Source organism: Gordonia sp. KTR9 (assembly GCF_000143885.2).
Classification (GTDB): Bacteria; Actinomycetota; Actinomycetes; order Mycobacteriales; family Mycobacteriaceae; genus Gordonia.
The window spans coordinates 3659504-3684712 of the sequence record NC_018581.1 but is presented as its reverse complement, the minus strand read 5'-3'; the positions used below and the strand labels follow the sequence as shown (position 1 = coordinate 3684712).

The following is a 25209-nucleotide window of genomic DNA, read 5'->3' as shown; positions in this document are numbered from 1 at the left end:
ACGGCCGTACTCAGACGGCCGAGGCCTGAAAGTGCTTGAGCAGGTCCGGGTAGCGGACCAGGTGCGCGCCGCCGTTGAGGTCGAGACTCTCTCCGGTGAGCCAGGATGCATGAGTCATGTAGACCGCGGCCTCGGCGATCTCCTCGGGGGTTCCCGATCGCCCGAGCGGGGTGTTGGCCAGGTAGTCGTCCTCGAGGCCCGGCACCGACATCGACGGTGTGGTCAGGGGAGTCATCACGATCCCCGGCGCGATCGCATTGACGCGGATGTTCCGCCCCGCGAGCTCGAGTGCGGCGACCTGGGTCAGCATCGCGAGCCCCGCTTTGGCCGAGCAGTACGCGCTCATGCCGGTTCCCGGCTGCCGAGCGTTCAACGATGACAGCGAGATGATGACCCCGCCGTCGTCCATCGTGCGTGCGGCGTGTTTGATGACCGCGAACGCGCCGGTGAGACAGACGTCGACAACGCGGCGGAACTTGTCGATGGGCAGGTCTGTGACGGCTCCGGCCGCGCTGAGTCCGGCGCTGTTCACGACGATGTCCAGGTGCCCGCGGCGAGACCGTACCGACTCGAACAGATCACGGACCGACTCTTCGTCCACCACGTCGACGGTCGCTGCGTCGTGTGGCGAGCCGAGTTCGGCGGCAAGGGTCCTCGCGAGTCCGATGTTGCGATCGGCGACGGTGACGGCAGCGCCGTCGGCGGCCAGTGCGCGCGCGATGGCGGCTCCGATACCGGAGGCGCCCCCTACGACGACGGCACTACGAGATTCGGGAGAGGACAAGGCAGACATCCCTTCGACATGTGGGGATCACGAGGGTTCGAGACCCTCGGGAACGACCATCGCGTGGGCGAGCGCCGACAGCTGCTCGGCGAGGCCGGGACGGGTCTTGAGTTCCGGGTTCTGGCTGACGTCGGTGATGACCGAGATCGCCGCCTGCGCGAGCGCGCGCGCGTCGTCGACGGTCACCTCGTCGGACATCGCGCAGATCGCCTCTATCCACTCGGCGACGTACTCGCGCTGCGTTTCGCGCAGCCGGAACTGTTCGTCGTCGGAGAGGTAGAGAAGGTCCGCGGCGAGAATGTGCATGATGCGTCCGTGAACGCCGAGTGCCTGGTGAATGTAGGTGTCGACAAGCGATCTGAGGACTTCTTCGGGCGTCGTCGCATGTGCCAGTGCTTCGGCGGTGACGTACAGCAATCCTTCGGCACCGCGCTCCAAGATCGCTTTGAGCACCTGGGTCTTGCCGGTCACGTGCTGATAGAGCGTCGCCACCGACATCTCTGAGGCCTTCGCGATGTCGTCGATGCGCACGTCGTAGAAGCCGCGCTCGTCGAACAGGGCGGTCGACGCCGTGAGAATCCTCTCCCGCCGCCCGGCGGGTTTGCGATGGACCAGCACGGGGGCCGGCACGGAGTCGGCGTCGACAGCCGGCAGTCGGCAACCGATGATCTTGCGAGCGATCGTCTGCTGGACGGCGATCAGGCGCTCGGGCGTCAGATTGCCGCGGATGCTGGGCGTGTTGGAGTACATGGTCAACACGGCGAAACCCAGTAGCTCCCGATCCTGCCTGGCCGTCTCCGGTCGGACCGCGGCGATCTTTGCGGCGATGCGATCCCGGTTCTTCCGGAAGTCCTCCTGGAACTCGGCCCGGTCGGCTTCGCGCAGATGTCGTTGTTCCCGACGCCACAGGGTCGCTTCGTCGCCGTTGGCGGTGATGTCGGACAGTCCGTCGAGGAACAGATCCAGACGCTCCTGCGGGGTCGTGCCCTCTCGATCGGCGCGATCGGTGAGCTCCTCGACCAAGGCGACCTGGCTGCGCAACGCCTGCACCAGGATTGCGTACTTTCCCTTGAAGTGCCGATACATGGCCGGTCCCGTGAGACCCACCGCGGAGCCGATCTGGTCGATGCTGACGTTCTGGTACCCCAGATCTTGGAACAGGAGGGTCGCGGCCCGCACGATCTGTCCTGCTCGGTGTTCACCTCGGCTCGAGGAGGGAGGCGCGACGTGGGTGGTGTCGGTCATGGAGTAAGTGTCGCATTCGGGTCCCGGTCGGGACCGGACCAAGCCACGACGGCCGTGCCGGACAGCGTCCGGGTCCCATCCGCCAGCCGGACGTCGAGATCGAGTACGACGCGCTGCTCGTCCGCGACCGCGATCAGCTCCTTGACCGTGGCGGTGAGGACCGGCTCGGCGAGGACCGGGGTGATCGCGGTGAACCGGGTCGACAGCTCCCGGATGCTGCTCTGCGGGAAGTGCGCGGTGAGCAGGCGCCCGAGATAGGCCATGGACAACATCCCGTGGGCGAAGACGTCGTCCATGCCTGCGGCCCGGGCCGAGTCGATGTCGATGTGGATCGGGTTGTGGTCCCCGGATGCGCCGGCGAACAACGCGAGAGTCGTACGCGTCACCGCGCCGGGTTCGAGTACTCCGACGACGTCGCCGGACATCGGTGTGCTCATCTCGTACCCTCCGGATTCCTGATCACGCTCACGCTCTCCAATTCGGCGACGACCTCGTCGGAACGCCTCACAGTGGTGCGTCGGACCAAGAAGTCCAGAGCGCCACCGGCTTTCGAGTAGGTGTCGACGTAGCGGGTCTCGAAGCTCACCGTGTCGCCCGCATGCACGTCGGCGAAGTACCTGAAGCGTTGTTCGCCGTGGAGCACCGTCGCCAGATCGACGCCGTGCGCGGCGAGGTCGCCGAACACATCCGAGTTCTCCAACTCGAGACCGAAGAGGAAGGTCGGCGGCGCGAGGACGTCGGGATGGCCGGCGGCGACCGCCGCGTCGCGATCGTGGTGAACCGGATCGTCTTCGCCGATCGCCGTGGCGAACTGGCGGATACGGCCGCGTTCGACGTCGGCGACGACCGTCGGGGACACGACGTCGAGGATCGTCCGGTCGAGCGGCATCAGGACACCTTCTCGTACAGGCTGACGACACACGCACCGCCGAGCCCGAGGTTGTGCTGCAGCGCGATTCGCACACCCTCGACCTGACGCTCCCCGGCCTGACCTCGCAGCTGCCAGACCAGCTCGGCACACTGGGCCAGTCCGGTGGCGCCCAACGGATGTCCCTTGGACAACAGACCGCCGGACGGGTTGGTCACGACGCGACCGCCGTACGTGTTGTCGCCGTCGAGGATGAACTTCTCGGCCGTGCCCTCAGGAGTGAGGCCGAGCCCCTCGTAGGTGATGACCTCGTTGGTGGAAAAGCAGTCGTGCAGTTCGACGACGGGGATGTCGAGGGGGTCGACGCCGGACTGCTCGTAGACCTCCGCGGCGGCTTTGGCGGTCATGTCATAGCCGGCGACCCGCATCATGTCGGTGGTGTCGAAGGTTCCGGCCACGTCGGTGACGAGCGATTGGGCGCGGAGGCGGACGCTCGAGTCGATACCGCGGGAGCGGGCGAATTCCTCACTGCACACGATGGCCGCTGCCGCGCCGTTGGTCGGCGGGCAACACATCAGCAAGGTGAGGGGTCCCCAGATCTGCTTCGACGACATCACCGTGTCGAGGTCGATGGGGTCGCGGAACACGGCCAGCGGATTCCGGCCGGCGTGCGTGCGTGCCTTCACCGAGACACGGCCGAAGACCTCCGACGTCACGCCGTGTCGGTCCATGTATTCGACACCTGCGCCGCCGAACATCTTGGCCGCCATCGGCGCATCGGCGTCGCCACCGGGGCGTGACAGCGCGATCTCCTCGCCGCGTGCGGTGGGGCTCGGGCGATCGCCGTAGGCGTTGACCAGCGCGCCGGGCTGCATCTGTTCGAATCCGAGGGCGAGTACGCAATCGGCTGTGCCCGAGGCGACCGCCTGACGCGCCAGCCACAATGCGCTCGAACCCGTGGAGCAGTTGTTGTTGACGTTCACCGCCGGAATCCCGGTCAACCCGATCTCGTAGAGCGCGTTCTGGCCGGAGGTCGAGTCGCCGTACACGTAGCCGACATAGGCCTGTTGTACGTCGGTGTAGTCCAGCCCCGCGTCGGCGAGCGCCGCGCGGGCGGCGGTCGCGCCCATCCGGTCGTAGGTCTCGCTCTTGCCGGGCTTGGTGAACGGCATCATCCCGACACCGCTGATGCAGACGTTGGTCATGGGTCCAGCTTTCGTTTCGTCGAGCAGTCGTGGGGCAAGCTAATCACATAGAGTCGTCACTAACAATATCCACATATCACCAGCAAAAGCGCTATTGACTTGCGTCTGCAACTGAAGTTAGCATTCACCACAGTGACTGGGGTCACATACCCCACAATCGTGGACGAAGCGCAGGGTGCGTCGACCGCGAGAACACCGAAACCCTTTGGGAGGCAGCACGTGAGCGTGCAGAAACTTCAGGACAAAGTCGCACTCGTGTCGGGCTCGGGCCGGGGCATCGGGCGGGCCGTCGCAGTGAAACTCGCTTCCGAGGGCGCACGGGTGGTGGTCAACGACCTCGATCCGGAGCCCGCGAAAGAGGTTGTGGCCGAGATCGAGTCGGCCGGCGGACAGGCTGTCGCCTGCATCGGCAGCGTCACCGACCCCGAGTTCGCCGATCACTTCGTGACGACCGCGGTGGACAACTACGGCGGAATCGACATCATCGTGAACAACGCCGGTTACACCTGGGACAACGTCATCCAGAAGATGACGGACAAGCAGTGGGCGGACATCCTCGATGTCCACCTGACCGCCCCGTTCCGCATCCTCCGCGCCGCCCAGCCGATCATCAGCGCGGCGGTGAAGCGCGAGCGTGAGCAGGGCCCGGTTCCCTGCCGCAAGGTCGTCAACATCTCCTCGACCTCGGGCCTGCTCGGAAACCCCGGCCAGGCGAACTACTCGTCGGCCAAGGCGGGGATGGTCGGCCTCACCAAGACCATCGCCAAGGAGTGGGGTCGCTACAACGTGACCTCCAATGCGGTGGCCTACGGAGTGATCAGCACGCGCCTGACGTCGGTGACCACCGAGGCGAAGACGATCAAGGTCGAGGACCGCGACATCCGGGTCGGAATGGACCCGGCGGTGATGGATGCGGCGACCAAGGGGATCGCCCTCGGACGCGCCGGGACGGTCGAGGAGGCGGCCGGTGCCGTCTACCTGCTGTGCAGTCCGGAGTCGAGCTACATCACCGGACAGGTACTCGTCTGCGGCGGCGGACTGTGACGAATCCGCCTGCGGCACAGCATGCAATGGACAGACGATACGAGGAAGTGGGTTACGAGGTCGCCGACGGCGTGGCCGTGGTGACTCTCGATGCCCCGCACCGCCGCAACGGTATGCGGGTCCAGATGCTCGTCGATGTGCTCCATGCCCTCGATCGTGCCGACCGGGATCCCGAGGTCCGGGCGGTCATCGTCACCGGCGCCGGCGAGTCGTTCTCGGTGGGGGCGGATCTGGACGGGCCCGAGACGCTCTCGCGCGCACTCGTCGAGGACATCGACGGTCATACCCCTACCGGTTATCGCGAACCGGCCGGCCGGATCAGTGAGCGGCTGTTCGCGATGTGCAAGCCGGTGATCGCAGCCCTCAACGGGCACGCGATCGGCGGCGGGGCGACGATCGCCGCCGCGATGGACATCCGCGTCGCGAGCGAGAACGCCCGATTCGGGTTCGTGTTCACTCAGCGCGGGGTCGTCCCGGAAGGTGCGTCGTCCTGGTTCCTGCCGCGACTCGTCGGACTCGGTCGTGCCACCGACTGGCTGCTGACCGGCCGGGTATTCGATGCGGCGGAGGCGTACGAGGCCGGGTACCTCACGAAGGTGGTGCCCGCTGATCAGGTGATGTCGGCCGCCCGTGAGTACGCGCGGATCTTCGTCGAGGACACGTCGCCGACCTCCGTGGCGTTGTCGCGACGATTGCTCGCCAACGCCTGGCTGCACACGCACCCCGGCCCGGCTGCGGCCGAGGAGTCCCGCACCTACGCCGGACGAGTCGACTCCGACGACGCCCGCGAGGGCGTCATGTCCTTTCTGGAACGCCGACCCGCAGTCTTCCCCCCGCTCGACCCGCCGCCGGCGCAGCGCTTCTGAGCTGATCGTCGAAGACCAAGGAGCACAATGACCAGCCAGCCGTTCACCGTGTGCAAGTACGGCGCCGACGCCGAGGGGACACACGACTCCGTCGGAATCCACAACTTCAACGAGAGTGTCTATTTCAACTTCGTCGATCCCGTCTCTCAGCTGGGCGGTCTCGTCCGGATCGGTAATCGTCCCAACCTCGGTTACAGCGAGACCTCCGTGCAACTGACGCTGCCGGGCGGCGCCATCGCGTTCCGTGCGGGGCGTACGCCGCGCGACACCAACGACAGCTTCGCCGGACAGGGCCTCGAGATCGAGTTCACCGAGCCCACCCGGAAGGCGGAGATCACCTATCGCAACTCGGTGGCCCGCGTCACCCATCCGTCCCTGATGGCGGAGAACGGGCGGATCGCGCTCAAGAACGCGCCCGCCGAGGATTGCGAGATCGAGCTCACCTATGAGGCCTCGAGCCCGATGTTCGTGATCAACAGTGACGGCGACGGCGATTGCACGCCTGGCGATTCGACCTTCGCCAGCGATCACTACGAGCAGTTCGGTCACCTCTCGGGAACCATCCGGGTCGGCACCCGGAAGTGGGTTCTCGACAAGGTCACCTCGTTCCGGGACCATTCCTGGGGTCCTCGCGAATGGGCTTCGTACACCGGGGAATGGGTGGCCGGTTGGCTGGCCGACGGTACCGCGTTCAGCGCCTATGGCGAATACGAGAAATCCGGGGTCAGGGTGTCGGCGGGAGCCGTTCTGACCACCGACGGTGTCGCCCATCCGATCACCGATTACCGCGTGCTCACCGACTACGCAGGCGAATCCACGTACACGGGCCGGCACGTCGGCGTGATCCAGGCCGAGGGGCTCCCGACGATCGTCGTCGACGGGTCGATCCGCCACTTCGTCCCGGTCACCCAGCGCACCGAAGACCGCGCCGTGCGGATGGGCCAGATGACCGTCGATCTCGCCGACGGCCACGGTGGATGGGCCGTGGCCGAGTTCCTGCGACCGATCCGCCCGTAGAAGGAGTTCCTATGTATCCCGGACGTCATGCCGTCGAACATCCCGACCGCCCGGCCGTGATCATGGCGGGCAGCGACGAGGTCCTCACGTATGGGGACCTCGACTCGCGCGCCAATCGGCTCGCCGCGCTCCTGCGGGCGCACGGCTGTGAGCCCGGCGACCACATCGCCCTGTTCATGGAGAATCACGTCGAGATGATCGTGGCGATGTCCGCCGCCGAGCGCAGCGGACTGTTCTACACGCCGGTCAACTCGTTCCTGTCCGCTGCCGAGGCCGCGTACATCATCAACGACTCGCAATCGAAGCTCGTCATCACCACGGCAACGAAATTCGATGTGGCACAGGAGTTGCCGCAACTCTGCCCTGCGGTGGGTCGCTGGCTCCTCGTCGACGCGGATCAGGTCGTCCCGGTCCCGCACCCGTTCGAGTCCTTTGCCGAGGCCGTCGCCGGGTTCGACGACGCTCCCGGTGAGAACGAGCGACTGGGCACCCCGATGTTCTACTCCTCGGGCACCACGGGCCGCCCGAAGGCCATCAAGCGTCGCCTGCCGGACGCACATCCAGGGCAGATTCTCGACATCGAGGACTTCGGCCGAAAGGTCTTCCATCTACGGGAGGGCATGCGTTTCCTGTCTCCCGCTCCGCTCTACCACTCCGGACCACAGTCGTCGGTCGCCATCGGAATCCGTCTCGGCGCCACGGTCGTCGTGATGAAACGGTTCGACGCGCGCGAGTATCTGGACCTGATCGAACAGCATCGGATCACGCACTCCATGGTGGTCCCCACCATGTTCTCGCGCATGCTCAAGCTCCCCGAACAGGAACGGCAACAGGATCTCTCGTCGCTCGAGGTCGTGGTACACGGGGCCGCACCCTGCCCGGTCGCCGTCAAGCAGGCCATGCTCGACTGGTTCGGTCCGGTCATCTACGAGTACTACGGCGGCACCGAGGCCAACGGCATCTGTGGCTGCACACCCGAGGAGTGGCTGGCGCACCAGGGAACCGTGGGACGTCCCTTCATGGGTGAACCGGTCATCCTCGACGACGACGGGAACGAATGCCCGCCGCGAGTACCCGGAACCATCTGGTTCCGCGGCGTCGGCGCGACCTTCGAGTACTTCAACGATCCGGCCAAGACGGCCGAGGCGCGGGACGCCGACGGCACGATGTCGAAGATCGGGGACATCGGATACCTCGACGAGGACGGCTTTCTCTATCTCACCGACCGTCAGGCCTTCGTCATCATCTCCGGCGGGGTGAACATCTATCCGCAAGAAGTGGAGAATCTCCTCGTCACCCACCCCGAAGTGCTCGACGCCGCGGTCTTCGGCGTGCCCGACGAGGATTTCGGCGAGGCCGTCAAAGCGGTGATCCAACCGGTGGATCCGCACGTCGATCAGGGTCAGCTGGCCGTACGTCTGGCGGATTTCTGTCAGGCGGGCCTGGCGAAGTTCAAGTGCCCCAAATCATTCGACTTCATCGCCGAGATGCCGCGCCTGCCAACCGGAAAGCTCTACAAGAAGCCGCTGCGTGACGCGTATTGGCCGGCACGTGCGAGTGCACACGCGTGAGACAGACCGGGGCCACGATGAACACCAACACGATCGAGAGCTTCCTCGACGATCTCACCGCCGAACTCGATCGCGCGATCGGCGCGGACGGCACGCTGCGTCTCACCGATGTCGACAAGCGCGGGGAGGGCAACTCCTGGGAGACCTACCTCGTCACCGTCACCTGGGATGGCCCGGGGGGCCCGCAGGCGGTCACCTATGCCGTCAAGCGGCAACCCGTCAGCGGCATCGTCGGTGACTACGACGTGGCCCGCGAAGTCGCTCTGCTCGATGCCGCCGACGCGATCGGGATGCGCGTCCCGAAAGTGGTCGCGTCCGTCGTGCCCACCGGCGACGCCCGCGGATGGTTCGCGATGGAGAAGGTCCACGGGCAGATCCCGATGCCACCCACGATCTCTCGGATCGTCCCGGACCCGGCGGTGCGGGAGGAACTAGGTCGGGATGTCGCCCGCGAGATGGCGCGTCTGCACGCGGCCGATCCGCAGACCATGGGTCTGACCGTCCTGGGACCGGTCCCGGCGCCGGGCGACACCGGGAAGACGGAGAACGACAAGTGGTCGCAGGTCTATCGGGAGGTCGTCGACATCCCCATCCCGGTCCTCGACCTCGCCTTCGCCTGGCTCGATCATCGCCGGGACGCTGTCTCGGGCCGGGTCTCGCTCGTCCACAACGATTTCCGAATCGGCAACCTGGTGATCGCCGACGGCTCCATCACCGGGGTGCTCGATTGGGAGACCGCGCACTTCTCGGATCCGACCGCCGACATCGCGTGGTTCGCGCAGCGGACCTCGAGGGGACGTTCGCCCCTGCTGTGCAAGTTGATCGAGCTCGAACCCTTCCTCGACGAGTACGAGGCGGCGGGCGGTTGGCGACCGTCCCCGGCGGCGCTCACCTGGTGGACGGTGCAGTCGCTGACCAAGACGGCCGTCGGGTGCCTGCAGGCCGTCGACATCTACTCGCGCGGGGAGCGCGACGAACTGCGCTACTCGAACATGGCGCACAGCGTCTACTACAGCATTGGATGGCTGTCGAAGATGTTGCGCGACAAGGAATGGGGACTCTGACCATGACCGTCTACTCCACCGAACCGAGTCAGGTCTTCGCCACCATCCGCGACACCCTGGCCCATCGCGTCGCCGGGGATCTGACCGACACGACCGCCCGGCTGGAGCTGGCCGCGGTCATCGAGGCCCTCGACAACATCGTCGACCGGATCGACTGGAACGCCGAGAGATTGACGCGGAACATCCACGCGACCGACGTTCTCGCGCGCGATCTGGGTCTCGATCACGACGTCGTCGGCGAAGGCGTCGAGTGCCTACGGCAGGGGCGTCGAGCGATCTCGACGGCGCTGGCACGGTCATACGTCGATCCGGACACCTCGTCGAAGGCGGTGGACGCCGTCCTTCGCTTCACCGATGACGATGTCCACGAGCAGATCTCGACCGCTTTGCGCAGCGGACTGCCGGGCTGACGCTCCTCGACCGGCCGTAGTCGCATCACGCTGTATTTCGGCGCATCCCGTGCGGGTGTGGTGCCCGTGCCGCTCAATTTCCGACTGGCGCCGCCGGAGTGGGAGTACATCGTCACCGACGCGGGATGTCGTCTGGCCGTGGTCCACGAAGACCACGCCGCGGCTCTGGGTGCGGTTCTCCCGGCAGATCCAACTCGCCCTCGACGCGAATCGTAAGCGCACCCTGTGCATGATGCCGATGTTCCATGCCGGCGCGGCCTTTGCAGATCTGGCCTATACCGCGGGTGGCTGTTCCATCCGGGTGGTGCGCGACTACGACCAGGCTGCCGGGATGACCGAATGCTGCGCTGTCGCAACGGTCCTGGCGCCTGAAGACCACCGCCGCGCGCTGCGTTCGGATCCCGGGAACCTGGCGTCGGCCGGTCGGCCGGTGATCGGGTCCGCGGTCAAGGTCGTCTCTCGGGACGGTGTCGAACTGCCGGCCGGAGCGGTGGGCGAGGTGCTCGTTCACGGCGAGCAGCTCATGAGCGGCTACTGGGGTCTTGACGACGCCACCCGTACGACGCTGGTCGATGGCTGGCTGCACACCGGGGACGCGGGCCACCTCGATGAGGAGGGTTTTCTCTTCATCTCCGACCGGGTGAAGGACATGATCATCTCCGGCGGGGAGAACATCTACCCGCGCGAGATCGAAGATGTCCTCTTCGGCATAGACGGCATCGCCGACGCAGCGGTTGTGGGCGTGCCGAGTGACAAATGGGGAGAGAGCCCGGTGGCCGTGGTGGTTGCCTCACCCGACTCCGTCATCACCGACGACGACGTACTGGCTCACTGTCGTGCACACCTCGCTCGTTTCAAGGCCCCGGTCGACGTGCTGTTCGTGGACGTGCTGCCCCGCAACGCCGTGGGCAAGGTGCTCAAACGCGAGCTGCGCGCGCCCTTCTGGGATGGGCGAGCGCGGTCGGTGAACTGACTTCCGGTCCTCGACCCTCCGGAGACGCCCAGTCGACGGGATTTGACGCACGGTCGACGAAATCCGACGCACGCTCGACGAGCACCGGCGTTTCATGAGACCGGGCGCTCGACGGCGACCATGCCGCCGCCGAGACACTAGCAGGCTGAGGTTCAGCGGAGCGGGGTGCTCACGAAGTCGCTCGGCTCCGGGTGGGTCGTTCGGCTCCAGTATTCGCGAACCGGCCACGGCGAATTGGTCACCACGCGGCCGCTGGTGTTGCGGTAGTAGCTGTCGACGCCGTCCATGGCATAGACCATGGCGTCGTTCGCGGCGTCGAGCTCCTCGTTGTATCGCTCGTAGGGTTCGGGACGGCATTCGATCGAGGCCAGATCATCGGTGACCAGTCGAGAGATCGATTCGACGATGTAGCGCACCTGGGCCTCTGCGATGGTGATGTAGCTGCCCCCGGGAGGATTGGTGTTGGGCCCGTACAGGAAGAAGAGATTCGGGAAGCCCGGTGTGGTGATTCCCAGGTAGGCGCGACCGTTGTCGTCAGACCAGCTCTCCCGCAATGACGTTCCTTCCCGGCCGCGGATCTCCATCGGGAACAGGAATCGCTGCTGCTGGAAACCGGTGCACAGGATCAGCACGTCGATCTCGCGTGCCACGCCGTCGGCTGTCACGATTCCTGTCGGCGTGAGTCGCTCGACGCGGTCGGTGAGCAGCTCGACGTTGCTCTTGCGCAGGGTGGCGAACCAGCCGTTGTCGATGAGGAGCCGTTTGCCGAACGGAGGATGGTCAGGGGTCGTTCGGCGGATCAGATCAGCGTCGCCGCCGAGCTGATGTTCGAGATAGGCGGTGAAGTGTGCCCGGAAGGCATCGTTCAGCGAGCTGACCTGCTTCCCCTTCGCGGCGCGGTCCGGATCTACGGGAAGCGCGGCAAAGGTGCGTTCGGTGTAAAGCCAGTAGAGGCGGAAGCGGTACCAGCCGCGGTAGAACGGGATGTTGTCGAACAACCAGTGTTTGGCGGTATCCGACGGCGCGAAGTAGTGCTCGTTCGGAGTGATCCACTGAGGTTGGCGCTGCACGATCGTCATCGACTGGACCTGCTCGGAGATGGCGACGACGAGTTGCATCGCGCTCGCTCCGCTTCCGACGACCGCGACGCGTTTGCCGGTGAGGTCCACGTCGGCGGGCCATTGCGCGGAGTGGACGATCTGTCCGGTGAACTCCGATATACCCGGGTACGCGGGGATGTTCGGCGTGCTGTGCAGTCCGGCGGCCGTCACCAGCGCGGTCGCGCCGACGTCGTGCTGTCGGCCGTCGGCGCCGGTGACCGACAGCACCCACCGCTGGTCCGCGTCGTCCCACACCGCGGAGTCCACGGTGTGCCGCAGCCGAACCCGCTCGACGATGCCGTGTTCCCGGGCCACGTCCGAGACGTAGTCGAAGATCTCGTCCCGCCTGGCGAAGTACTCCGACCAGTTCTTCGGGTGGAAGGAGAACGAATAGAGGTCACTCGGGATGTCCACGCGAGCACCGGGATAGCGGTTGGCCCACCACGTGCCGCCGAGGTGTTCGTCTCGTTCGAAGATCGTGTACGGAATGCCCGCCTTCTCCAGATTGATCGCGCAGACCAGACCGGAGATTCCCGCACCGACGATCACGACATGGAAGTCGTTGCGCGAGTCCTGGATACGGCTTCCGATGTCGACCGGTTGATAGGGGGCGAAGCCGAGTTGCTCCGCCACCATCGGCGAGTACTCCGCACCGATCGACTCACCCATGGCGGTGCTCATCAGGCGGGCGAGCTCCGCGCCGGACGGTGACGGGTAGGCCGGTGGCTTCCCGTTGCACCAATCGAGGACCGCGTCGGTCACCGCATCGTGGATCTCGGCGCGGATCTCCGGCGGTAGACCGCCGTCGTTCAGCTCTTCGAACCCCCTGGGTGACCGTGGGGTGTACGGGGCCGACAACCACTTCTCCTCACCGGTCAGCTGGTAGAGGACCGGCAACAGGCAGGCGACATTGCCCGCCGAGACGACGCTGTGCACGGTCTCGCGGTCGAGTTGCGGATTCGGCGTGATGGTGAGGGTCATGACTCCTGCTTTCCAGGGGGGTCTGTTCGATCGACGAGGTCACGGAGAGACTCGACCGCGGCGAGGCGTTCGGGATGTGTGTCAGCCATCGGGACGACGTTCAGCAGGCCGACGCCGAGCTCCTCGAGCATGGCGACGCGTTCGGCGACGTAGGACACCGGCCCGATCAACGATGTCGCGCGAACCAGTTCGTCGGGCACGGCCGCTGCGGCCTCCTTGTGGCGTCCGGACAGGAACAGGTCCTGGATGGCGCCGGCCTCCGCGTCGAATCCGTACCGTCGCGCCAACGAGTTGTAGAAGTTCTTCTCACGCGATCCCATCCCGCCGATGTAGAGCGCGAGCTGGGGTCGGGCACGATCCAGCCACGCCGAATCGTCGTCGACGATGGCGAACGGTAACCGGACGATGATGTCGAGATCACCCAGAGCGGGATCGCGAGCCGCCTGACCGCGTCGCAGGGCCTCTCCCCAGACCGCCTGCATCTTCTCGGGATAGAAGAAGATCGGTTCCCACCCCTGCGCCAGCTCCGCGGTCAGCGCGACCATGGTCTCGCCCAGCGCGGCAATCGAGATCGGGATGTCCGATCGTACAGGATGATTGATCAACTTGAGGGGCTTTCCCAAGCCGGTTCCGCGCTCGGGCGGAACCGGTATCTGAAATCGGCGGCCATCGTGGCGGAGTGGTTCGCGCCGCCACACCGTGCGGCAGATGTCGATGATCTCGCGAGACTTTCCCACTGCGTGCTCGAATGCGACGCCATGGAATCCCTCCACGACCTGGGGTCCGGAGGCGCCGATCCCGAGGCGAAACCGCCCCTTCGACACGTAGTCGAGTCCGGCGGCGGTCATCGCCAAGGTCGCGGGGGTTCGCGCATCGAGCGCGAGTATGCCCGTGGCGAGCTCGATCGTGGTCGTCCGCGCGGCCAGATATCCGAGCTGAGACACGGCGTCGAAGGTGTAGGCCTCCCCGAGAGTTGCGGAGTCGAGTCCGACCGACTCGTAATCAGCTGTCTCGGTGGCGATCTGGTCGAAACTGCGGCCATGGCCGAGAACGGTGCCGATGCGCATGGTGGGAATCCCTGCTTCCTCGATGGTGTCGCCCGATCGCGAATTCGACAGTGGTGTGTGGCTCGGTCTGCTGTTGCTTCGAAGACCTGGTGTTAATGCTTACTATGGCTTGACTCGACGGTCAATAACCGCTTCACCTGCAAAATTGATGCTTGACATTAGTACTTACTATGTTAGCTTAATCACATCCGGTCGTTCGAGCAGCGAACGTCGAGCACCGAGAGTTCAAGAAACACCGGTCGCGTCCAAGGAAGTCGACGTGGGCACGCCGGATGGACATCCGTACGGAAGGCATGGTCATGACCGAAGTTCTGAGCCCCGACACCACCGCCACGTCCTCGAAAGAGGCCGACTACCTTCAGCGCGCCCGATCGATCACGTCCCTGATCCGTGACGAGGCCGCGGCCATCGAACGGGAACGCACCATCACCAAGCCGGTGGCCGATGCGCTGGTCGAGCTGGGATTGCACGGAATGCTGATCCCCGAGGATCTGGGCGGCGGAGGTCTTCTGCCCAGTGAGGGCATGCGCGTGTTCGAGGAGGTGACCAAGGCCGACGCCTCGGTGGGGTGGGCCTGGATGGCCAGTGAGTGGGGCACCGCGGGCGTCGTGGGATACCTCGCACCGGAGGTCGCCGCGACCGTCTTCGGTGCGGATCGCCCGTTCATCGCCGCCGGTCAGCTCCTTCCCCGTCACATGGGAGTCAAGGTCGACGGCGGCTACATCATCGACGGTGACTATTCGTTCGCGAGCGGTTCGGACCACGCGACCTGGATCGGGGCGGGGTTCGTCGTCGCCGACGAGAACGGCAACCCGATCCTGGGTGAGAACGGGCAACCGCAAGCGCGCATCGCCTTGATGCCCAAGGACCAGGTGGAGTTCTCGACGAACTGGGACGTCTGGGGTCTGGCGGGCACCGGCAGTCACGACTACCGGGTCACCAAGCAGTTCGTCCCGGCCGAGTACACGACGCCGACCTTCGGTGGCACACCGACTCGGCCCGAGGTCATGTACCAGCTGACCAACGAACTGGCCGGTGGTCTGCCGCACGCGTCGATCGCACTCGGGATCGCGACCCGCGCACTGGAACTGGTCGCGGATCTGACCACGGGAAAGATGCGCCCCAACTACACGATGCCGGTCGGCGAAGCCGATTTCTTCCGCATCGACTTCGCACGCAAGGAAGCCAACCTGCGCGCTGCCCGGCTCTACGTCTACGACGTCACCCGTGCAGCCGAGGCCACCGTGGCGGCGGGTGACCCGATCACTCCCGAGCACGTTGCGCGAGTCACCCAGATGCTGTCGTGGGTGCACGAAGTCGCGCTGGACGTGGTCGAGTTCGCGCACCGGTGGGGTGGCAGCAAGAGCATCGGCTCGACCAGCACACTCGGCCGTTATGTACGGGACATGCACGTGGCGACGCAGCATCTGCTCGTCGATCCCAAGATGCTCGTCGACTCCGCCGCCGTGCTCCTGCCGATCTATGCACAGGCGAAGGACTGACACAGCAGACAGCCGCCGGCCGCAGGTGATCCGGGCATCGCGGTTGCATGTGCGGTCATGGGATCGGCAAGTGAGGAGGTGATCGACAATGGGGCATTACCGTAGCAATCTGCGCGACATCGAGTTCAATCTCTTCGAGTTGTTCGGTCGCGACGCGGTTTTCGGTGTCGGACCGTTCGGGGATGTCGACGCCGATACGGCCCGCCTGGCGTTGCGGGAGGTGGAGCAGCTCGCGCGAGACCACCTCGCGGAGTCCTTCGAGGAGTCCGACCGCGCGGAGACGACATTCGACCCGGTCACGGGAACCGTCACGGTTCCGGCGTCGTACGCATCCACCTACAAGACGTGGCTCGACTCGGAGTGGTGGCGATTTCGGGTGTTGCCCGAGCTCGGCGGCACCGCCGCGCCGAGCTCGCTCAACTGGGCGCTCGCGGAGTTCGTCCTGGGGGCACATCCGACCCTGTGGACCTACCTCGCGTTTCCGACCGGGAGCCGGGTGGTGTGGCGCCGAGGGACCGACCGGGACAAGCGGATTGCCGAGATGGTCGCATCGAGGCATTGGGGAGTGACGATGATGCTCACCGAACCGGATGCCGGTTCGGACGTCGGCGCCGGAAAGACGACGGCAACCCCCAACGAGGACGGTACGTGGAACCTCGTGGGGGTGAAGCGGTTCATCACCGCCGGCGAGCACGATCTGGCCGACAACATCCTCCACCTCGTGCTCGCCCGTCCCGTCGGAGTCGAGGGTGCGGGTGGACCGGGAACCAAGGGCCTCAGCCTGTTCCTGGTGCCGAAGTACCACTTCGACGTCGCGACCGGTGACCTCACCGGTGAACGCAACGGGGTGTATGCGACCCGGATCGAGAAGAAGATGGGTGTCAAGGTCTCGGCGACGTGCGAGATGACGCTCGGCGCCGACAGGCCGGCTCGCGGGTGGCTCCTCGGTGAGGTCCACGACGGTATCAACCAGATGTTCGACGTACTCGAGGACACCCGGATGATGGTGGGCTGCAAAGCGATCGCCACGCTGTCCACGGGATACCTCAACGCCCTCGAATACGCCAGGGTTCGCGTCCAGGGTGCAGATCTCGCTGCGGGATCGAATCCGAACGCCCCACGCGTTCCCATCACCGCGCATCCTGACGTCCGTCGCTCCCTGCTCACGCAGAAGTCCTATGCCGAGGGTCTGCGGTCTCTGGTCCTGTATGCGGCGTCATGGCAAGACGAGATCGCGATCGGCTCCGCCGAAGGCACGGACACCCGCTTGGCCGAGGCGGTGAACGACCTGCTGCTCCCGATCGTCAAAGGGTATGGGTCCGAGCGGTCGTGGACCGTACTCGGTACCGAATCGCTACAGACCCTGGGCGGTTCGGGCTACCTGCAGGACTACCCGGTCGAGCAGTACGTGCGCGACGCCAAGATCGACACCGTGTACGAGGGCACGACGGCGATGCAGGCGCAGGATCTGTTCTTCCGCAAGATCGCGAGGAACAGGGGAGTCGCGCTCGACCACCTGCTGGAGGAGATCACCGTCTTCGCCACGCGGGAAGGCCGACGCGTGCCGGCCGACGCGAGCGCCTTGCTGGCCGAGGCCACCCAGGCCGTCCGCGACGTCGTGACCGCGATGCTCGCCGACTTGACGGCCTCTGATCCGAGATCCGAAGACGGCCGTGCGAAGGGCATCTACCGCGTCGGATTGAATGCGACGCGACTCATGTTCATGCTCGGTGACCTCGTGGTGGCCTGGTTGCTTCTTCGTGCCGGCGACGTCGCGGAGGAAGCTCTGCAACGGTCGGAGTTCGGCCGCAGCAGTGACCGATCGTTCTACGAGGGCAAGGTGGGCGCGGCAAAGTTCTTCGCCCGCAACGTGCTTCCGGTGGTGATCGCCGATGCCCGGAGCGCCTGCGACGTGGACGATTCGGTCATGGACTTGGCCGTCGATGCGTTGTGACCGCGCGACTTCACAGCGCCGATTCGACATGTAAACGCTCGAACCCAGACAGAAGATCAGTTAGTCGTCGCCACGCGAGCGCGATTCGCGTGGCGACACAGAACCACTCGGAGGAATCATGACCAGGACCCCTGCCCTCGAACGTGTCGAGAAGATGTATCTCGAGGGCTTCCCCGACCCCGCGACAGCGACGGTTGATGACTTACGCGAGGCCTACGACCGCCTGTTCCTGCAATTCGAACTTCCCGAAGGTGTGCAACCGAGGGAGGACGAGGTGGGTGGCGTTCCCGTGCTGCGGGTTGCGGCCAAGGGTGCAGTCGAGAACAAGGTCCTCGTCTGGTTCCACGGTGGCGGCAACATCATGGGCAGTGCCCGTGGCTTTCAGGAACTCGGACACAACCTGTCGCGGGCTTCGGGCGTCTCGGTCGTGCTCGCCGACTTCCGTCGTGCCCCCGAGCATCCGTTTCCCGCCGCCGCGCATGACGCCGTCGACGTGATCGCCGCGCTGGTCGCGGAGTACGGTGCGTCGAATGTCGCTGCCGGCGGCGACTCCGCAGGAGGCGGACTGGTCCTCTCGGCGCTGGTCACCCTGCGCGACAGGGGTGAAAGTCTGCCGGCTGCAGCGGTGTTCATCTCACCGCTGCTCGACCTGACCGCGAGCGGCGACAGCATCGACGAATTCGACGGTAAGGACATCGCCGTCTCCCGTGGGTCGATCGGCAACGTCAGCGAGGCCTACCTCCAGGGTCACGATCCCGCCGACCCGCTGGCCTCCCCGCTGTTCGCCGAACTCAACGACCTCCCCCCGGCCCTGTTCATGGTCGGATCAGGTGAAGTGCTGCGCGATGATTCGCGACGAGCGGCCGCCAAGATCGTCGAGGCGGGTGGCTCGGCCTCGGCATCCCTCTACGACGACATGGTTCATGTCTGGCCGCTGTTCTCGTCGATCCTTCCCGAGGGGATCCAAGCGGCCGACGAAGCCGGCGCCTTCCTCCGTAAGAACCTCTCGGTCTGACGACTGCGACAACGAAAGGACACTCTCATGGCTGCTCAGCAGGACGGTGACCTGATCGCCAGGTTCCGGGACGCCATGGCCACCGTCTGTACGCCGGTGGCGGTGGTGACGGCCATGGACGGGCAGCGTCCGCACGGCACGACCGTGAGTGCCTTTGCCTCGCTGTCGATGACACCGCCCTCGCTGCTGGTCTCGCTGGACCGTGGATCCGAGTTGCTGGGCCTGGTGTTGGGCTCAGGATTCTTCGGGATGAACGTCCTGGGGAGTTCGCAGTCGGGACTGGCCGGAAAGTTCGCCCGGAAAGGCGCCGACAAGTTCGACGGGGTGTCGTGGCGCGAGGATGCCGGAGTGCCGCGAATCGCGGGCGTCCAGCATTGGCTGGCGGCAGAGGTGATGCAGACCAGCGAGGTCGCGGATCACATCATCCTGTTCGGCCGCGTTCTCGACGTGGCCAGCGATACGGTCGCACCCCTGACCTACCACGCGCGCAGTTTCGGTACCCACGCGGCGCTGCCGCCGGTGGATGCGGCTCTCGGTGGCACCCGCTCGTGAGTACGACAGATGCGATCGACAGTGAACGCCGGGAGCCGCTCGCGCGGGCCCTCGACCGCTTCGCCGCGGTGTTCGGCGACGGCAGGCTGGGCGTGGCGGAGTTGCGCCGCAATCTCGACGCCATGATGCTCGAAACCGCACCGGCCGAGGATGTCTCGGTGACCGAGGTCGTTGTCGGTGGGGTGCCGGCGCTTCGTGTCGAGGCGGGTCCGGTGTCCGGTGACGGTGTCCTCGTGTGGTTCCACGGTGGTGGCTACGTGATGGGCAGTCCGCACGGATACCGGTACGCCGCGTCGGAGCTGTCGAGGTCCGCGCGGGTGCCGGTCATCGTGCCGGACTACCGGCTCGCGCCCGAGCATCCGTTTCCGGCCGCGGTCGACGATGCGGCAGCCGTCACCGCCGCGGTGATCACCGAACACGGGGCCCATCGCACGGTCCTGGGCGGAGACTCGGCCGGCGGCGGACTCACCCTCGCCGCGCTGCTTCGTCTGCGGGAGAACGGAGACGGGATGCCGGCCGCGGCGGTGGCCGTGTCTCCGCTGGCGGACTTCACGGCCACGGGTGACAGCGTCGCAGCCAACGGGGAATCCGACCCGGTGATCACGGAGCGCTCGCTGCGCAACCTCGGCGGCGCCTACCTCCGCGGCACCGCCCCGGACCATCCTCTCGCCTCGCCGGTATTCGCCGACCTCCGGGATCTGCCGCCGATCCTCCTGTTGGCCAGCGATTCCGAGATACTGCTCGACGACGCGGTGCGGCTGAACCGGTCGATCCAGGCGGCGGGCGGGCGGAGTGTGCTCTCGGTGTATCCCGACACCTGCCACGCCTGGACCCTCTTCAGCGACTTCCTTCCGCAGGCCCGGCGCGGCGTCGACGAGATCGGCACGTTCATCGATGCGGCTCTGAGCCCGACGGCGGCGTCCGGCGCGTAGATCGGGTTCGGGCCGGTGCCGCTCAGTGATTCGCGGGCTGGAAGGTGGCCTGGTGGGCTGCCTCTTCGGCACGGATCACATGCATCACCGCGTTGATGAGCGCGAGGTGGGTGAACGCCTGCGGGAAGTTGCCGAGGTGCTGTCCGGTCTTGGCGTCGATCTCCTCGGCGTAGAGCTTCAGCGGGCTCGAGTAGGAGAGCAGACGCTCGCAGAGTGTCTTCGCACGATCGAGTTCACCGATCTCCACAAGCGCGGAGACGAGCCAAAACGAACAGATCGTGAAGGTTCCCTCCTCACCGGTGAGGCCGTCGTCGGTCTCCTCGACCCGGTAACGCAGCACCAGTTCGTTCTCGGTGAGTTCGTCGGCGATCGCGAGAACCGTTGCGCGCACCCGACGATCGTCCGGCGGCAGGAATCGCAGCAGCGGGACGAGCAGCAGCGAGGCGTCGAGGGCGTCATCGCCGTAGCGCTGGGTGAACACCCCGCGCTCATTGACGCCGTGCGCGAGGACGTCGGCCTTGATCTCGTCGGCGATCGCCGCCCATTTGGTCGCATGGGCCTGCTCGCCGTGCATGGTGGCCAGACGCGACCCGCGGTCGAGGGCGACCCAGCACATCACCTTCGACGACGTGAAGTGCTGCGGTTCCCCGCGCACCTCCCAGATACCGCGGTCGGGGTCCTTCCAGTGTGTGATCGCCTCTTCGACCTGTGCTTTCAGCACCGGCCACAGGGTCTCGGGCACCGCCTCGTGTGACTTGATGTTCAGGTACACCGAGTCGAGCATGGTGCCCCAGATGTCGTGCTGCGCCTGGTTGTACGCGCCGTTGCCGATGCGGACCGGCCGGGCGCCGTCGTAACCGGACAGGTGCGTCAGCTCTTCCTCTTCGAGAGTGCGCTCGCCGCCGACGCCGTACATCACCTGCAGCGGATGGCGTTCACCGTTGGTGATGCCCGAGACATCGGCGATGAAGGAGAAGAAGTCGTCGGCTTCCCGGTCGAGGCCCAGCGTGTACAGACCCCACAGCGCGAAGGTCGAGTCACGCACCCACGCATAGCGGTAGTCCCAATTGCGTTCGCCCTGCGGTGTCTCGGGCAGCGAGGTGGTCGCGGCGGCCAGCAGTGCGCCGGTCGGGGAGTAGGTGAGGCCCTTCAGTGTCAGGGCCGAACGCTGCAGATGCGAACGCCACGGGTGGTCAGGGAAGCTGCCGATGTTGATCCACTGACGCCACGACTCGCTCGTCGCCCACATCTTCTGAGCCGCTTCCTCGAAGTTCTGCGGCGCCGGCTGGCGGGACCAGCTGAGTGCGACGAAGCGGTTGTCGCCCTCGACGAGCCGGGTGCGCGCCCGCGCTTCGCGACCCTCCAGTCCGAGGCGGAGATCCGTGGTGAGTTTCAGAGTGGGCGTGTCGGCGTCGGTGTCCTTGGCGTGTGCGATCGCTTCGCCATAGGCCGGCCCCGAGTACTCCCATTTCGTCGTCCCGCGGTGGTAGTCGAAGGCCGGTTCGCAACTCATGTGCAGTTCGACGGTGCCCGACACGCAGCGCACGGTGCGCAGCAGGATGTGCTCGGCGTCCCAGTCGGTGGGGGTCCGCCGGTGCGTCTTCGAACGACGCTCGTTGTCGTGCCACGGACCCATGACCAGTGCGTCGCGGATGATGATCCACCCGGTGTCGGTCTGCCACGTGGTCTCGACCATCAGACTGCCGGGCAGGTAGCGCCGGTCCACCGGGACGTTCACACCGTAGGGCGCGAGCCGGAAATGACCGGCGCTTCGGTCGAGGATGGCGCCGAAGACGCTCGGCGAATCGGGGCGGGGCACACACATCCACTCCACCGATCCGTTGCGCGCGATGAGACAGTTGGTCTCGGTGTCGGAGAGGAACGCGTAGTCGCCGATGGGTGGGAACGCGCTCGTGTGCGACGGCGACGGCGTCGGCGAAGGCACCGGCGTGACGTCGGCGTCGGCCGCAGTGCCGGACGCCCGCGTCGGCGAGGTCGGCAAGGACGTTACGGTGGAGTCATCTGCGACAGACATGGGTCCTATCATTGCGACGGGCGTTCACCGACGCCACTTGGCTCACGGGAGCCGGGCGGTGGCAGTGATCACGGACCACGAAACCGCAGCCGCGCGAACAGCCAGAACCGCTGTTCACGCGATCGGGTACTCGGATGACGGGGTGATGAGGTGTCGGCGTTCTTCGCCTGGTGGGACAGCGTGGAGGAGTGGCTCACGGGCCTGTCCTTCGTGCCCCAGTTGCTGGTGACGGTAGCCGTCGTCATCCCCGTGGCGATCGCCATCGCCTACGTGCTCAGTCTCCTGGTCGACGCCGCTGCCACGCTGGTCGACCGACGCCGCTTCGCCGACGACGACGGGACCGGATTGTGAAGAAGCTACTGCGCTCGCCCGTCACCCTGGCCCTGCTGGCGCTGCTCATTCTCGTCGTGATCGCCTGGCTGGTCACGGTCTGATACTCGCGGGGCCGAAGCGCAGCGCCTCGATGCGCCCCGGCGGCGGAGGTTTGGTGTGTCGGATCCCGGTTGACGTTCACGTCAACCCGCCACGTGGTCGGGGATCCGGGCGGATCTGCCAGTGCGAGGGCGACGCCACCTACCGGTGGCACCGCCCTCGTCTCTGAGCCGATTTCACCGGTTGCGCTCAGTCACCGTGTCCGAGTTCCCGTCTGACGCGCGCGATCCGGCGCTACGTGAATACGGCAAGCACCAGAACCATCGGGAGAGCGACCAGCGAGCAGATGCAGGTGTTGAGGGTGAGGGCCTTCAGTGCGCCGCCGGTGGTCACTCTCATGACCGTTTGGAACATCCAGAAAATGTTGCTGTTGACCTGCACGGCGAACAGACATCCCGCGCATACTGCGAGGACGAGGACAGCCGGGTTGATGGAGAGGTCCCCCATGATCGGACCCAAGATGCCCGCCGCAGTGATCGCCGCCACCGAGGCCGAGCCGATGATCAGGTGGAGGAGCGCGGCGACGCCGAACGCTACTAGCACCACCGTGATGGCGGACGCTCCGGTCTGCGTGCTGAAAAGGGAACCGAGAGTGTTCTTGAGGTCGGTTTCGGCCAGCACGGCGCCGAGAGACCCGCCCACGCCGGTGATGAGCAGCACTTGGCCGGTGGTGCTGAGCCCTTTGCTCATTACCTTTTCGGTCTGTTCGCCACCCAGGGTGATGCGGGCGATGGCGTAGGCGCCGATCAGCCCGATGAACAGCGCGAGGATCGGGTTCCCCACCCAGATGAGAGGTCCGCTTTCGACACCTGTCGCCGATGCGATGGACGAAGTGGCGATCAGCGCCAGCGGCAGGAGAATCGGCATCAGCATCACGGTCATCGGCGGCGTGCGTCGGCGTGTTTCGAGTTGCACGCCGGCAAGGGCCCCTGAGCCGCTGCCGGACTGGCCGTCTTCCCCGTCAGAACGCCCATCTTCAGCGCCCGACTCACCCTCGAGGAGTTCGATGTCGCCGGCGGTGCTCACGATCTCGTCCGTCTCTGGCTTCCAGAAACCCCGGCGAACCAGCAAACACCAGATCGCGACGGTGATGAGGGCGGCTCCCGGACCGACGATCAAGCCGAAGAGCAACACCGTTCCCAAGGACGCGCCCAGCAGGCCCGAGACTGTGACAGCGACCAGTCCAGGTACCACGAACATGAACCCGGCAGCCATGCCGATGGCTTGCGCGCCGGCAAGGAGGCCTAAGCCGTTGGGCCCGAGCTTCGGGGCGGCCGTTCGCACCAGGGGGGCCGCGAGGACAAGCTGGGCCTCCGGGTATATCGCGGGAAAGACCGTGCTGAACGTGGCGGTCATCGCGTAGGGAAACCGGCGAGGCCCGACGAGGTCGAGCAGGAGGTGTGTCAGGCGTTGGACTGCCCCCAGGCTCGACAGCAGTGCGCCCAGGAGAACGCCGAACCCTATGAGTAGCCCGACGTCGGTCATGATCTCGCCGAATCCGCCGGCGATGGTGGCGATGGTCGCGTCCATGCCGAGTCCGGCAGTCAAACCCAGGTAAAGGCAACCGAGTAACAGCGCGACAACCGCGTTTATCTTGAATCCGATGATGAGCACCACGATGCCGATCATCGCGATGCAGCTGTGTAAAACGTCCACGATTGCTCCTCGGAGAATGGGTGAAGAACCGGGAGCGCGGCTCCTCGGTCAGGCGCACGGTGGTGAGCAGAGAAACCTCAGGTTTGATTTGAGATCCACATCACGCACGTGCATCTCACTATGAGAGAAGGCGTGCTCCTCCGGCAACCCCCTGGGCAGAAATTGGTCAAATTGCTTGCCCGGGATCGAAACTGGACCTCTGGTCGCGTCAACATGCCCACCGACGAGCAGTTCTCCAGAACATCCTCGGTCGGGCACATGTCATCGTTACTTCGAATTTCGCGCAGCGACTTGCATTTTGGCGCACGCAAATTGGCGGGCCGGCGGCAACGCGACCCCGTGTGCCTCGCCGACGTCTCGATGGACCGCTATGTCGACCCGCCTACCTGTTGTGCTCCGTATGCGCATCCAGGAGTGGTTCGAGCCGGTGGGGGAGAACGTCAGCAACTATGACCGACGTCCTCACGCGTTGCGCAACATCGCATTCGGCTATGCGGCGGGCTATCCGTCCGAGGTCGGCGGTACTGCGGGCGACCACTTTGCAGAGAACGTCGTCGGCACCTGTCATGGCGTACGCTTCGACCACTTCGGGTATACGCCGAAGGTCAGCACAAAGATGATCGGAGTCAGATTGCCGCGCTTCAATGGCGATGAACGCCGTGATTCCGTACCCGAGCAGGGCCGGTATGCGGTGCAGGCTTCCGTAGCCGAGGATCCCCATTGCCTCGAGGCGAGCCAGACGCGTCTGGACCGTGCTCCTCGAGACCGCTAGAGCTTCTGCGACACCGACCACGGTTGCCCGTGGTCGATGGAACAGCGAGCGGATGATTCCCGCATCCATCTCGTCGATGAACGCTGAATTGCTCTCATTCACAGATAAACTCGATCCTGCGTCGGTCGTGCATCATGTGGTGAGAACCCCGAATGAACGTACGG

24 protein-coding genes are annotated in these 25209 nt (G+C 65.7%); 14 read left to right on the top strand and 10 right to left on the bottom strand.

What is annotated here, in order from left to right; all coding sequences use genetic code 11:
• Positions 1–10: 10 nt before the first annotated feature.
• Genes KTR9_RS17305 through KTR9_RS17285 form a run of 5 tightly spaced genes read right to left on the bottom strand, consistent with a single transcriptional unit; the run spans position 11 to position 4102 of the window.
• Positions 11–793: an SDR family NAD(P)-dependent oxidoreductase gene (locus tag KTR9_RS17305; RefSeq protein ID WP_010841264.1), complete on the bottom strand. Its 783-nt coding sequence runs from the start codon at positions 791–793 to the stop codon at positions 11–13.
• Between the two features lie 18 nt (positions 794–811).
• Positions 812–2029 carry a TetR/AcrR family transcriptional regulator gene (locus KTR9_RS17300; RefSeq protein ID WP_010841263.1) on the bottom strand — a complete coding sequence of 406 codons (1218 nt, stop codon included), beginning with the start codon at positions 2027–2029 and terminating at the stop codon, positions 812–814.
• On the bottom strand, positions 2026–2466 hold the full coding sequence (locus tag KTR9_RS17295) for a MaoC/PaaZ C-terminal domain-containing protein (RefSeq protein ID WP_014927444.1): 441 nt from the start codon (positions 2464–2466) through the stop codon (positions 2026–2028). The genes KTR9_RS17300 and KTR9_RS17295 overlap by 4 nt, the downstream gene beginning before the upstream one ends.
• Positions 2463–2918 carry a MaoC family dehydratase N-terminal domain-containing protein gene (locus KTR9_RS17290; RefSeq protein ID WP_010841261.1) on the bottom strand — a complete coding sequence of 152 codons (456 nt, stop codon included), beginning with the start codon at positions 2916–2918 and terminating at the stop codon, positions 2463–2465. The genes KTR9_RS17295 and KTR9_RS17290 overlap by 4 nt, the downstream gene beginning before the upstream one ends.
• Positions 2918–4102, bottom strand: coding sequence for a lipid-transfer protein (locus tag KTR9_RS17285; RefSeq protein WP_014927443.1), 1185 nt, complete (start codon positions 4100–4102; stop codon positions 2918–2920). Before KTR9_RS17285 ends, KTR9_RS17290 begins: the two co-directional genes overlap by 1 nt.
• A 219-nt stretch (positions 4103–4321) precedes the next feature.
• Here KTR9_RS17285 and KTR9_RS17280 point away from each other — a divergent pair, with 219 nt between their 5' ends.
• Genes KTR9_RS17280 through KTR9_RS17250 form a run of 8 tightly spaced genes read left to right on the top strand, consistent with a single transcriptional unit; the run spans position 4322 to position 11047 of the window.
• Entirely contained in the window at positions 4322–5146 is an 825-nt protein-coding gene (locus KTR9_RS17280; RefSeq protein WP_044506975.1) for an SDR family NAD(P)-dependent oxidoreductase, read from the top strand.
• A gap of 26 nt (positions 5147–5172) precedes the next feature.
• Positions 5173–6012, top strand: a complete 840-nt coding sequence (locus KTR9_RS17275; RefSeq protein WP_014927441.1) for an enoyl-CoA hydratase-related protein — start codon at positions 5173–5175, stop codon at positions 6010–6012.
• A 27-nt stretch (positions 6013–6039) separates the two neighbouring features.
• Positions 6040–7029, top strand: a complete 990-nt coding sequence (locus KTR9_RS17270; RefSeq protein ID WP_010841257.1) for a DUF7065 domain-containing protein — start codon at positions 6040–6042, stop codon at positions 7027–7029.
• Positions 7030–7040: 11 nt separating this feature from the next.
• Complete coding sequence (locus tag KTR9_RS17265; RefSeq protein WP_014927440.1) at positions 7041–8600, top strand: AMP-binding protein; 1560 nt, start codon at positions 7041–7043, stop codon at positions 8598–8600.
• Between the two features lie 17 nt (positions 8601–8617).
• A complete protein-coding gene (locus KTR9_RS17260) occupies positions 8618–9664 on the top strand; it encodes a phosphotransferase family protein (protein WP_014927439.1) in 1047 nt (348 codons plus the stop codon).
• Between the two features lie 2 nt (positions 9665–9666).
• Positions 9667–10074 carry a hypothetical protein gene (locus KTR9_RS17255; RefSeq protein WP_044506973.1) on the top strand — a complete coding sequence of 136 codons (408 nt, stop codon included), beginning with the start codon at positions 9667–9669 and terminating at the stop codon, positions 10072–10074.
• A 24-nt stretch (positions 10075–10098) separates the two neighbouring features.
• Positions 10099–10290: an AMP-binding protein gene (locus KTR9_RS28285; protein ID WP_148281301.1), complete on the top strand. Its 192-nt coding sequence runs from the start codon at positions 10099–10101 to the stop codon at positions 10288–10290.
• A gap of 13 nt (positions 10291–10303) precedes the next feature.
• Positions 10304–11047, top strand: coding sequence for an AMP-binding enzyme (locus KTR9_RS17250; protein ID WP_238553909.1), 744 nt, complete (start codon positions 10304–10306; stop codon positions 11045–11047).
• A 152-nt stretch (positions 11048–11199) separates the two neighbouring features.
• Here the strand turns inward: KTR9_RS17250 and KTR9_RS17245 are convergent, their stop codons facing one another.
• Both KTR9_RS17245 and KTR9_RS17240 read right to left on the bottom strand, forming a co-directional pair.
• Positions 11200–13128, bottom strand: a complete 1929-nt coding sequence (locus KTR9_RS17245; RefSeq protein WP_014927437.1) for a flavin-containing monooxygenase — start codon at positions 13126–13128, stop codon at positions 11200–11202.
• Positions 13125–14195, bottom strand: coding sequence for an LLM class F420-dependent oxidoreductase (locus KTR9_RS17240; RefSeq protein WP_014927436.1), 1071 nt, complete (start codon positions 14193–14195; stop codon positions 13125–13127). The genes KTR9_RS17245 and KTR9_RS17240 overlap by 4 nt, the downstream gene beginning before the upstream one ends.
• A 299-nt stretch (positions 14196–14494) precedes the next feature.
• Here KTR9_RS17240 and KTR9_RS17235 point away from each other — a divergent pair, with 299 nt between their 5' ends.
• From KTR9_RS17235 to KTR9_RS17215, 5 genes are all read left to right on the top strand, one after another.
• Positions 14495–15697 carry an acyl-CoA dehydrogenase family protein gene (locus tag KTR9_RS17235; RefSeq protein WP_238553907.1) on the top strand — a complete coding sequence of 401 codons (1203 nt, stop codon included), beginning with the start codon at positions 14495–14497 and terminating at the stop codon, positions 15695–15697.
• Positions 15698–15785: 88 nt separating this feature from the next.
• Positions 15786–17651, top strand: a complete 1866-nt coding sequence (locus tag KTR9_RS17230) for an acyl-CoA dehydrogenase (RefSeq protein ID WP_014927434.1) — start codon at positions 15786–15788, stop codon at positions 17649–17651.
• A 118-nt stretch (positions 17652–17769) separates the two neighbouring features.
• Complete coding sequence (locus KTR9_RS17225) at positions 17770–18666, top strand: alpha/beta hydrolase fold domain-containing protein (protein WP_014927433.1); 897 nt, start codon at positions 17770–17772, stop codon at positions 18664–18666.
• A 27-nt stretch (positions 18667–18693) separates the two neighbouring features.
• The gene (locus KTR9_RS17220) at positions 18694–19218 is read left to right on the top strand and encodes a flavin reductase family protein (RefSeq protein ID WP_010841246.1); all 525 of its coding nucleotides are present in this window, start codon (positions 18694–18696) and stop codon (positions 19216–19218) included.
• Positions 19215–20150 (top strand): alpha/beta hydrolase fold domain-containing protein, encoded by a 936-nt coding sequence (locus KTR9_RS17215; RefSeq protein WP_014927432.1) that lies wholly within the window; start codon positions 19215–19217, stop codon positions 20148–20150. Before KTR9_RS17220 ends, KTR9_RS17215 begins: the two co-directional genes overlap by 4 nt.
• A gap of 22 nt (positions 20151–20172) precedes the next feature.
• Here the strand turns inward: KTR9_RS17215 and KTR9_RS17210 are convergent, their stop codons facing one another.
• Positions 20173–22185: a glycoside hydrolase family 15 protein gene (locus KTR9_RS17210; RefSeq protein WP_035717001.1), complete on the bottom strand. Its 2013-nt coding sequence runs from the start codon at positions 22183–22185 to the stop codon at positions 20173–20175.
• Between the two features lie 150 nt (positions 22186–22335).
• Between KTR9_RS17210 and KTR9_RS17205 the strand changes: the two genes are divergently transcribed.
• Positions 22336–22536 (top strand): hypothetical protein, encoded by a 201-nt coding sequence (locus KTR9_RS17205; protein ID WP_014927430.1) that lies wholly within the window; start codon positions 22336–22338, stop codon positions 22534–22536.
• Positions 22537–22851: 315 nt separating this feature from the next.
• Here KTR9_RS17205 and KTR9_RS17200 read toward each other — a convergent pair whose 3' ends face one another.
• Complete coding sequence (locus KTR9_RS17200; protein WP_014927429.1) at positions 22852–24273, bottom strand: GntP family permease; 1422 nt, start codon at positions 24271–24273, stop codon at positions 22852–22854.
• A 382-nt stretch (positions 24274–24655) separates the two neighbouring features.
• Positions 24656–25114 carry an Lrp/AsnC family transcriptional regulator gene (locus KTR9_RS28280; protein WP_044508038.1) on the bottom strand — a complete coding sequence of 153 codons (459 nt, stop codon included), beginning with the start codon at positions 25112–25114 and terminating at the stop codon, positions 24656–24658.
• Between the last annotated feature and the right edge of the window lie 95 nt (positions 25115–25209).

Excerpts from the sequence above, each read along its gene's own strand:
- KTR9_RS17305 (WP_010841264.1), bottom strand. The coding sequence starts at position 793 with ATGTCTGCCTTGTCCTCTCCCGAATCTCGTAGTGCCGTCGTCGTAGGG.
- KTR9_RS17300 (WP_010841263.1), bottom strand. The coding sequence starts at position 2,029 with ATGACCGACACCACCCACGTCGCGCCTCCCTCCTCGAGCCGAGGTGAA.
- KTR9_RS17295 (WP_014927444.1), bottom strand. The coding sequence starts at position 2,466 with ATGAGCACACCGATGTCCGGCGACGTCGTCGGAGTACTCGAACCCGGC.
- KTR9_RS17290 (WP_010841261.1), bottom strand. The coding sequence starts at position 2,918 with ATGCCGCTCGACCGGACGATCCTCGACGTCGTGTCCCCGACGGTCGTC.
- KTR9_RS17285 (WP_014927443.1), bottom strand. The coding sequence starts at position 4,102 with ATGACCAACGTCTGCATCAGCGGTGTCGGGATGATGCCGTTCACCAAG.
- KTR9_RS17275 (WP_014927441.1), top strand. The coding sequence starts at position 5,173 with ATGGACAGACGATACGAGGAAGTGGGTTACGAGGTCGCCGACGGCGTG.
- KTR9_RS17270 (WP_010841257.1), top strand. The coding sequence starts at position 6,040 with ATGACCAGCCAGCCGTTCACCGTGTGCAAGTACGGCGCCGACGCCGAG.
- KTR9_RS17265 (WP_014927440.1), top strand. The coding sequence starts at position 7,041 with ATGTATCCCGGACGTCATGCCGTCGAACATCCCGACCGCCCGGCCGTG.
- KTR9_RS17260 (WP_014927439.1), top strand. The coding sequence starts at position 8,618 with ATGAACACCAACACGATCGAGAGCTTCCTCGACGATCTCACCGCCGAA.
- KTR9_RS17255 (WP_044506973.1), top strand. The coding sequence starts at position 9,667 with ATGACCGTCTACTCCACCGAACCGAGTCAGGTCTTCGCCACCATCCGC.
- KTR9_RS17250 (WP_238553909.1), top strand. The coding sequence starts at position 10,304 with ATGATGCCGATGTTCCATGCCGGCGCGGCCTTTGCAGATCTGGCCTAT.
- KTR9_RS17245 (WP_014927437.1), bottom strand. The coding sequence starts at position 13,128 with ATGACCCTCACCATCACGCCGAATCCGCAACTCGACCGCGAGACCGTG.
- KTR9_RS17240 (WP_014927436.1), bottom strand. The coding sequence starts at position 14,195 with ATGCGCATCGGCACCGTTCTCGGCCATGGCCGCAGTTTCGACCAGATC.
- KTR9_RS17235 (WP_238553907.1), top strand. The coding sequence starts at position 14,495 with ATGACCGAAGTTCTGAGCCCCGACACCACCGCCACGTCCTCGAAAGAG.
- KTR9_RS17230 (WP_014927434.1), top strand. The coding sequence starts at position 15,786 with ATGGGGCATTACCGTAGCAATCTGCGCGACATCGAGTTCAATCTCTTC.
- KTR9_RS17225 (WP_014927433.1), top strand. The coding sequence starts at position 17,770 with ATGACCAGGACCCCTGCCCTCGAACGTGTCGAGAAGATGTATCTCGAG.
- KTR9_RS17220 (WP_010841246.1), top strand. The coding sequence starts at position 18,694 with ATGGCTGCTCAGCAGGACGGTGACCTGATCGCCAGGTTCCGGGACGCC.
- KTR9_RS17210 (WP_035717001.1), bottom strand. The coding sequence starts at position 22,185 with ATGTCTGTCGCAGATGACTCCACCGTAACGTCCTTGCCGACCTCGCCG.
- KTR9_RS28280 (WP_044508038.1), bottom strand. The coding sequence starts at position 25,114 with ATGGATGCGGGAATCATCCGCTCGCTGTTCCATCGACCACGGGCAACC.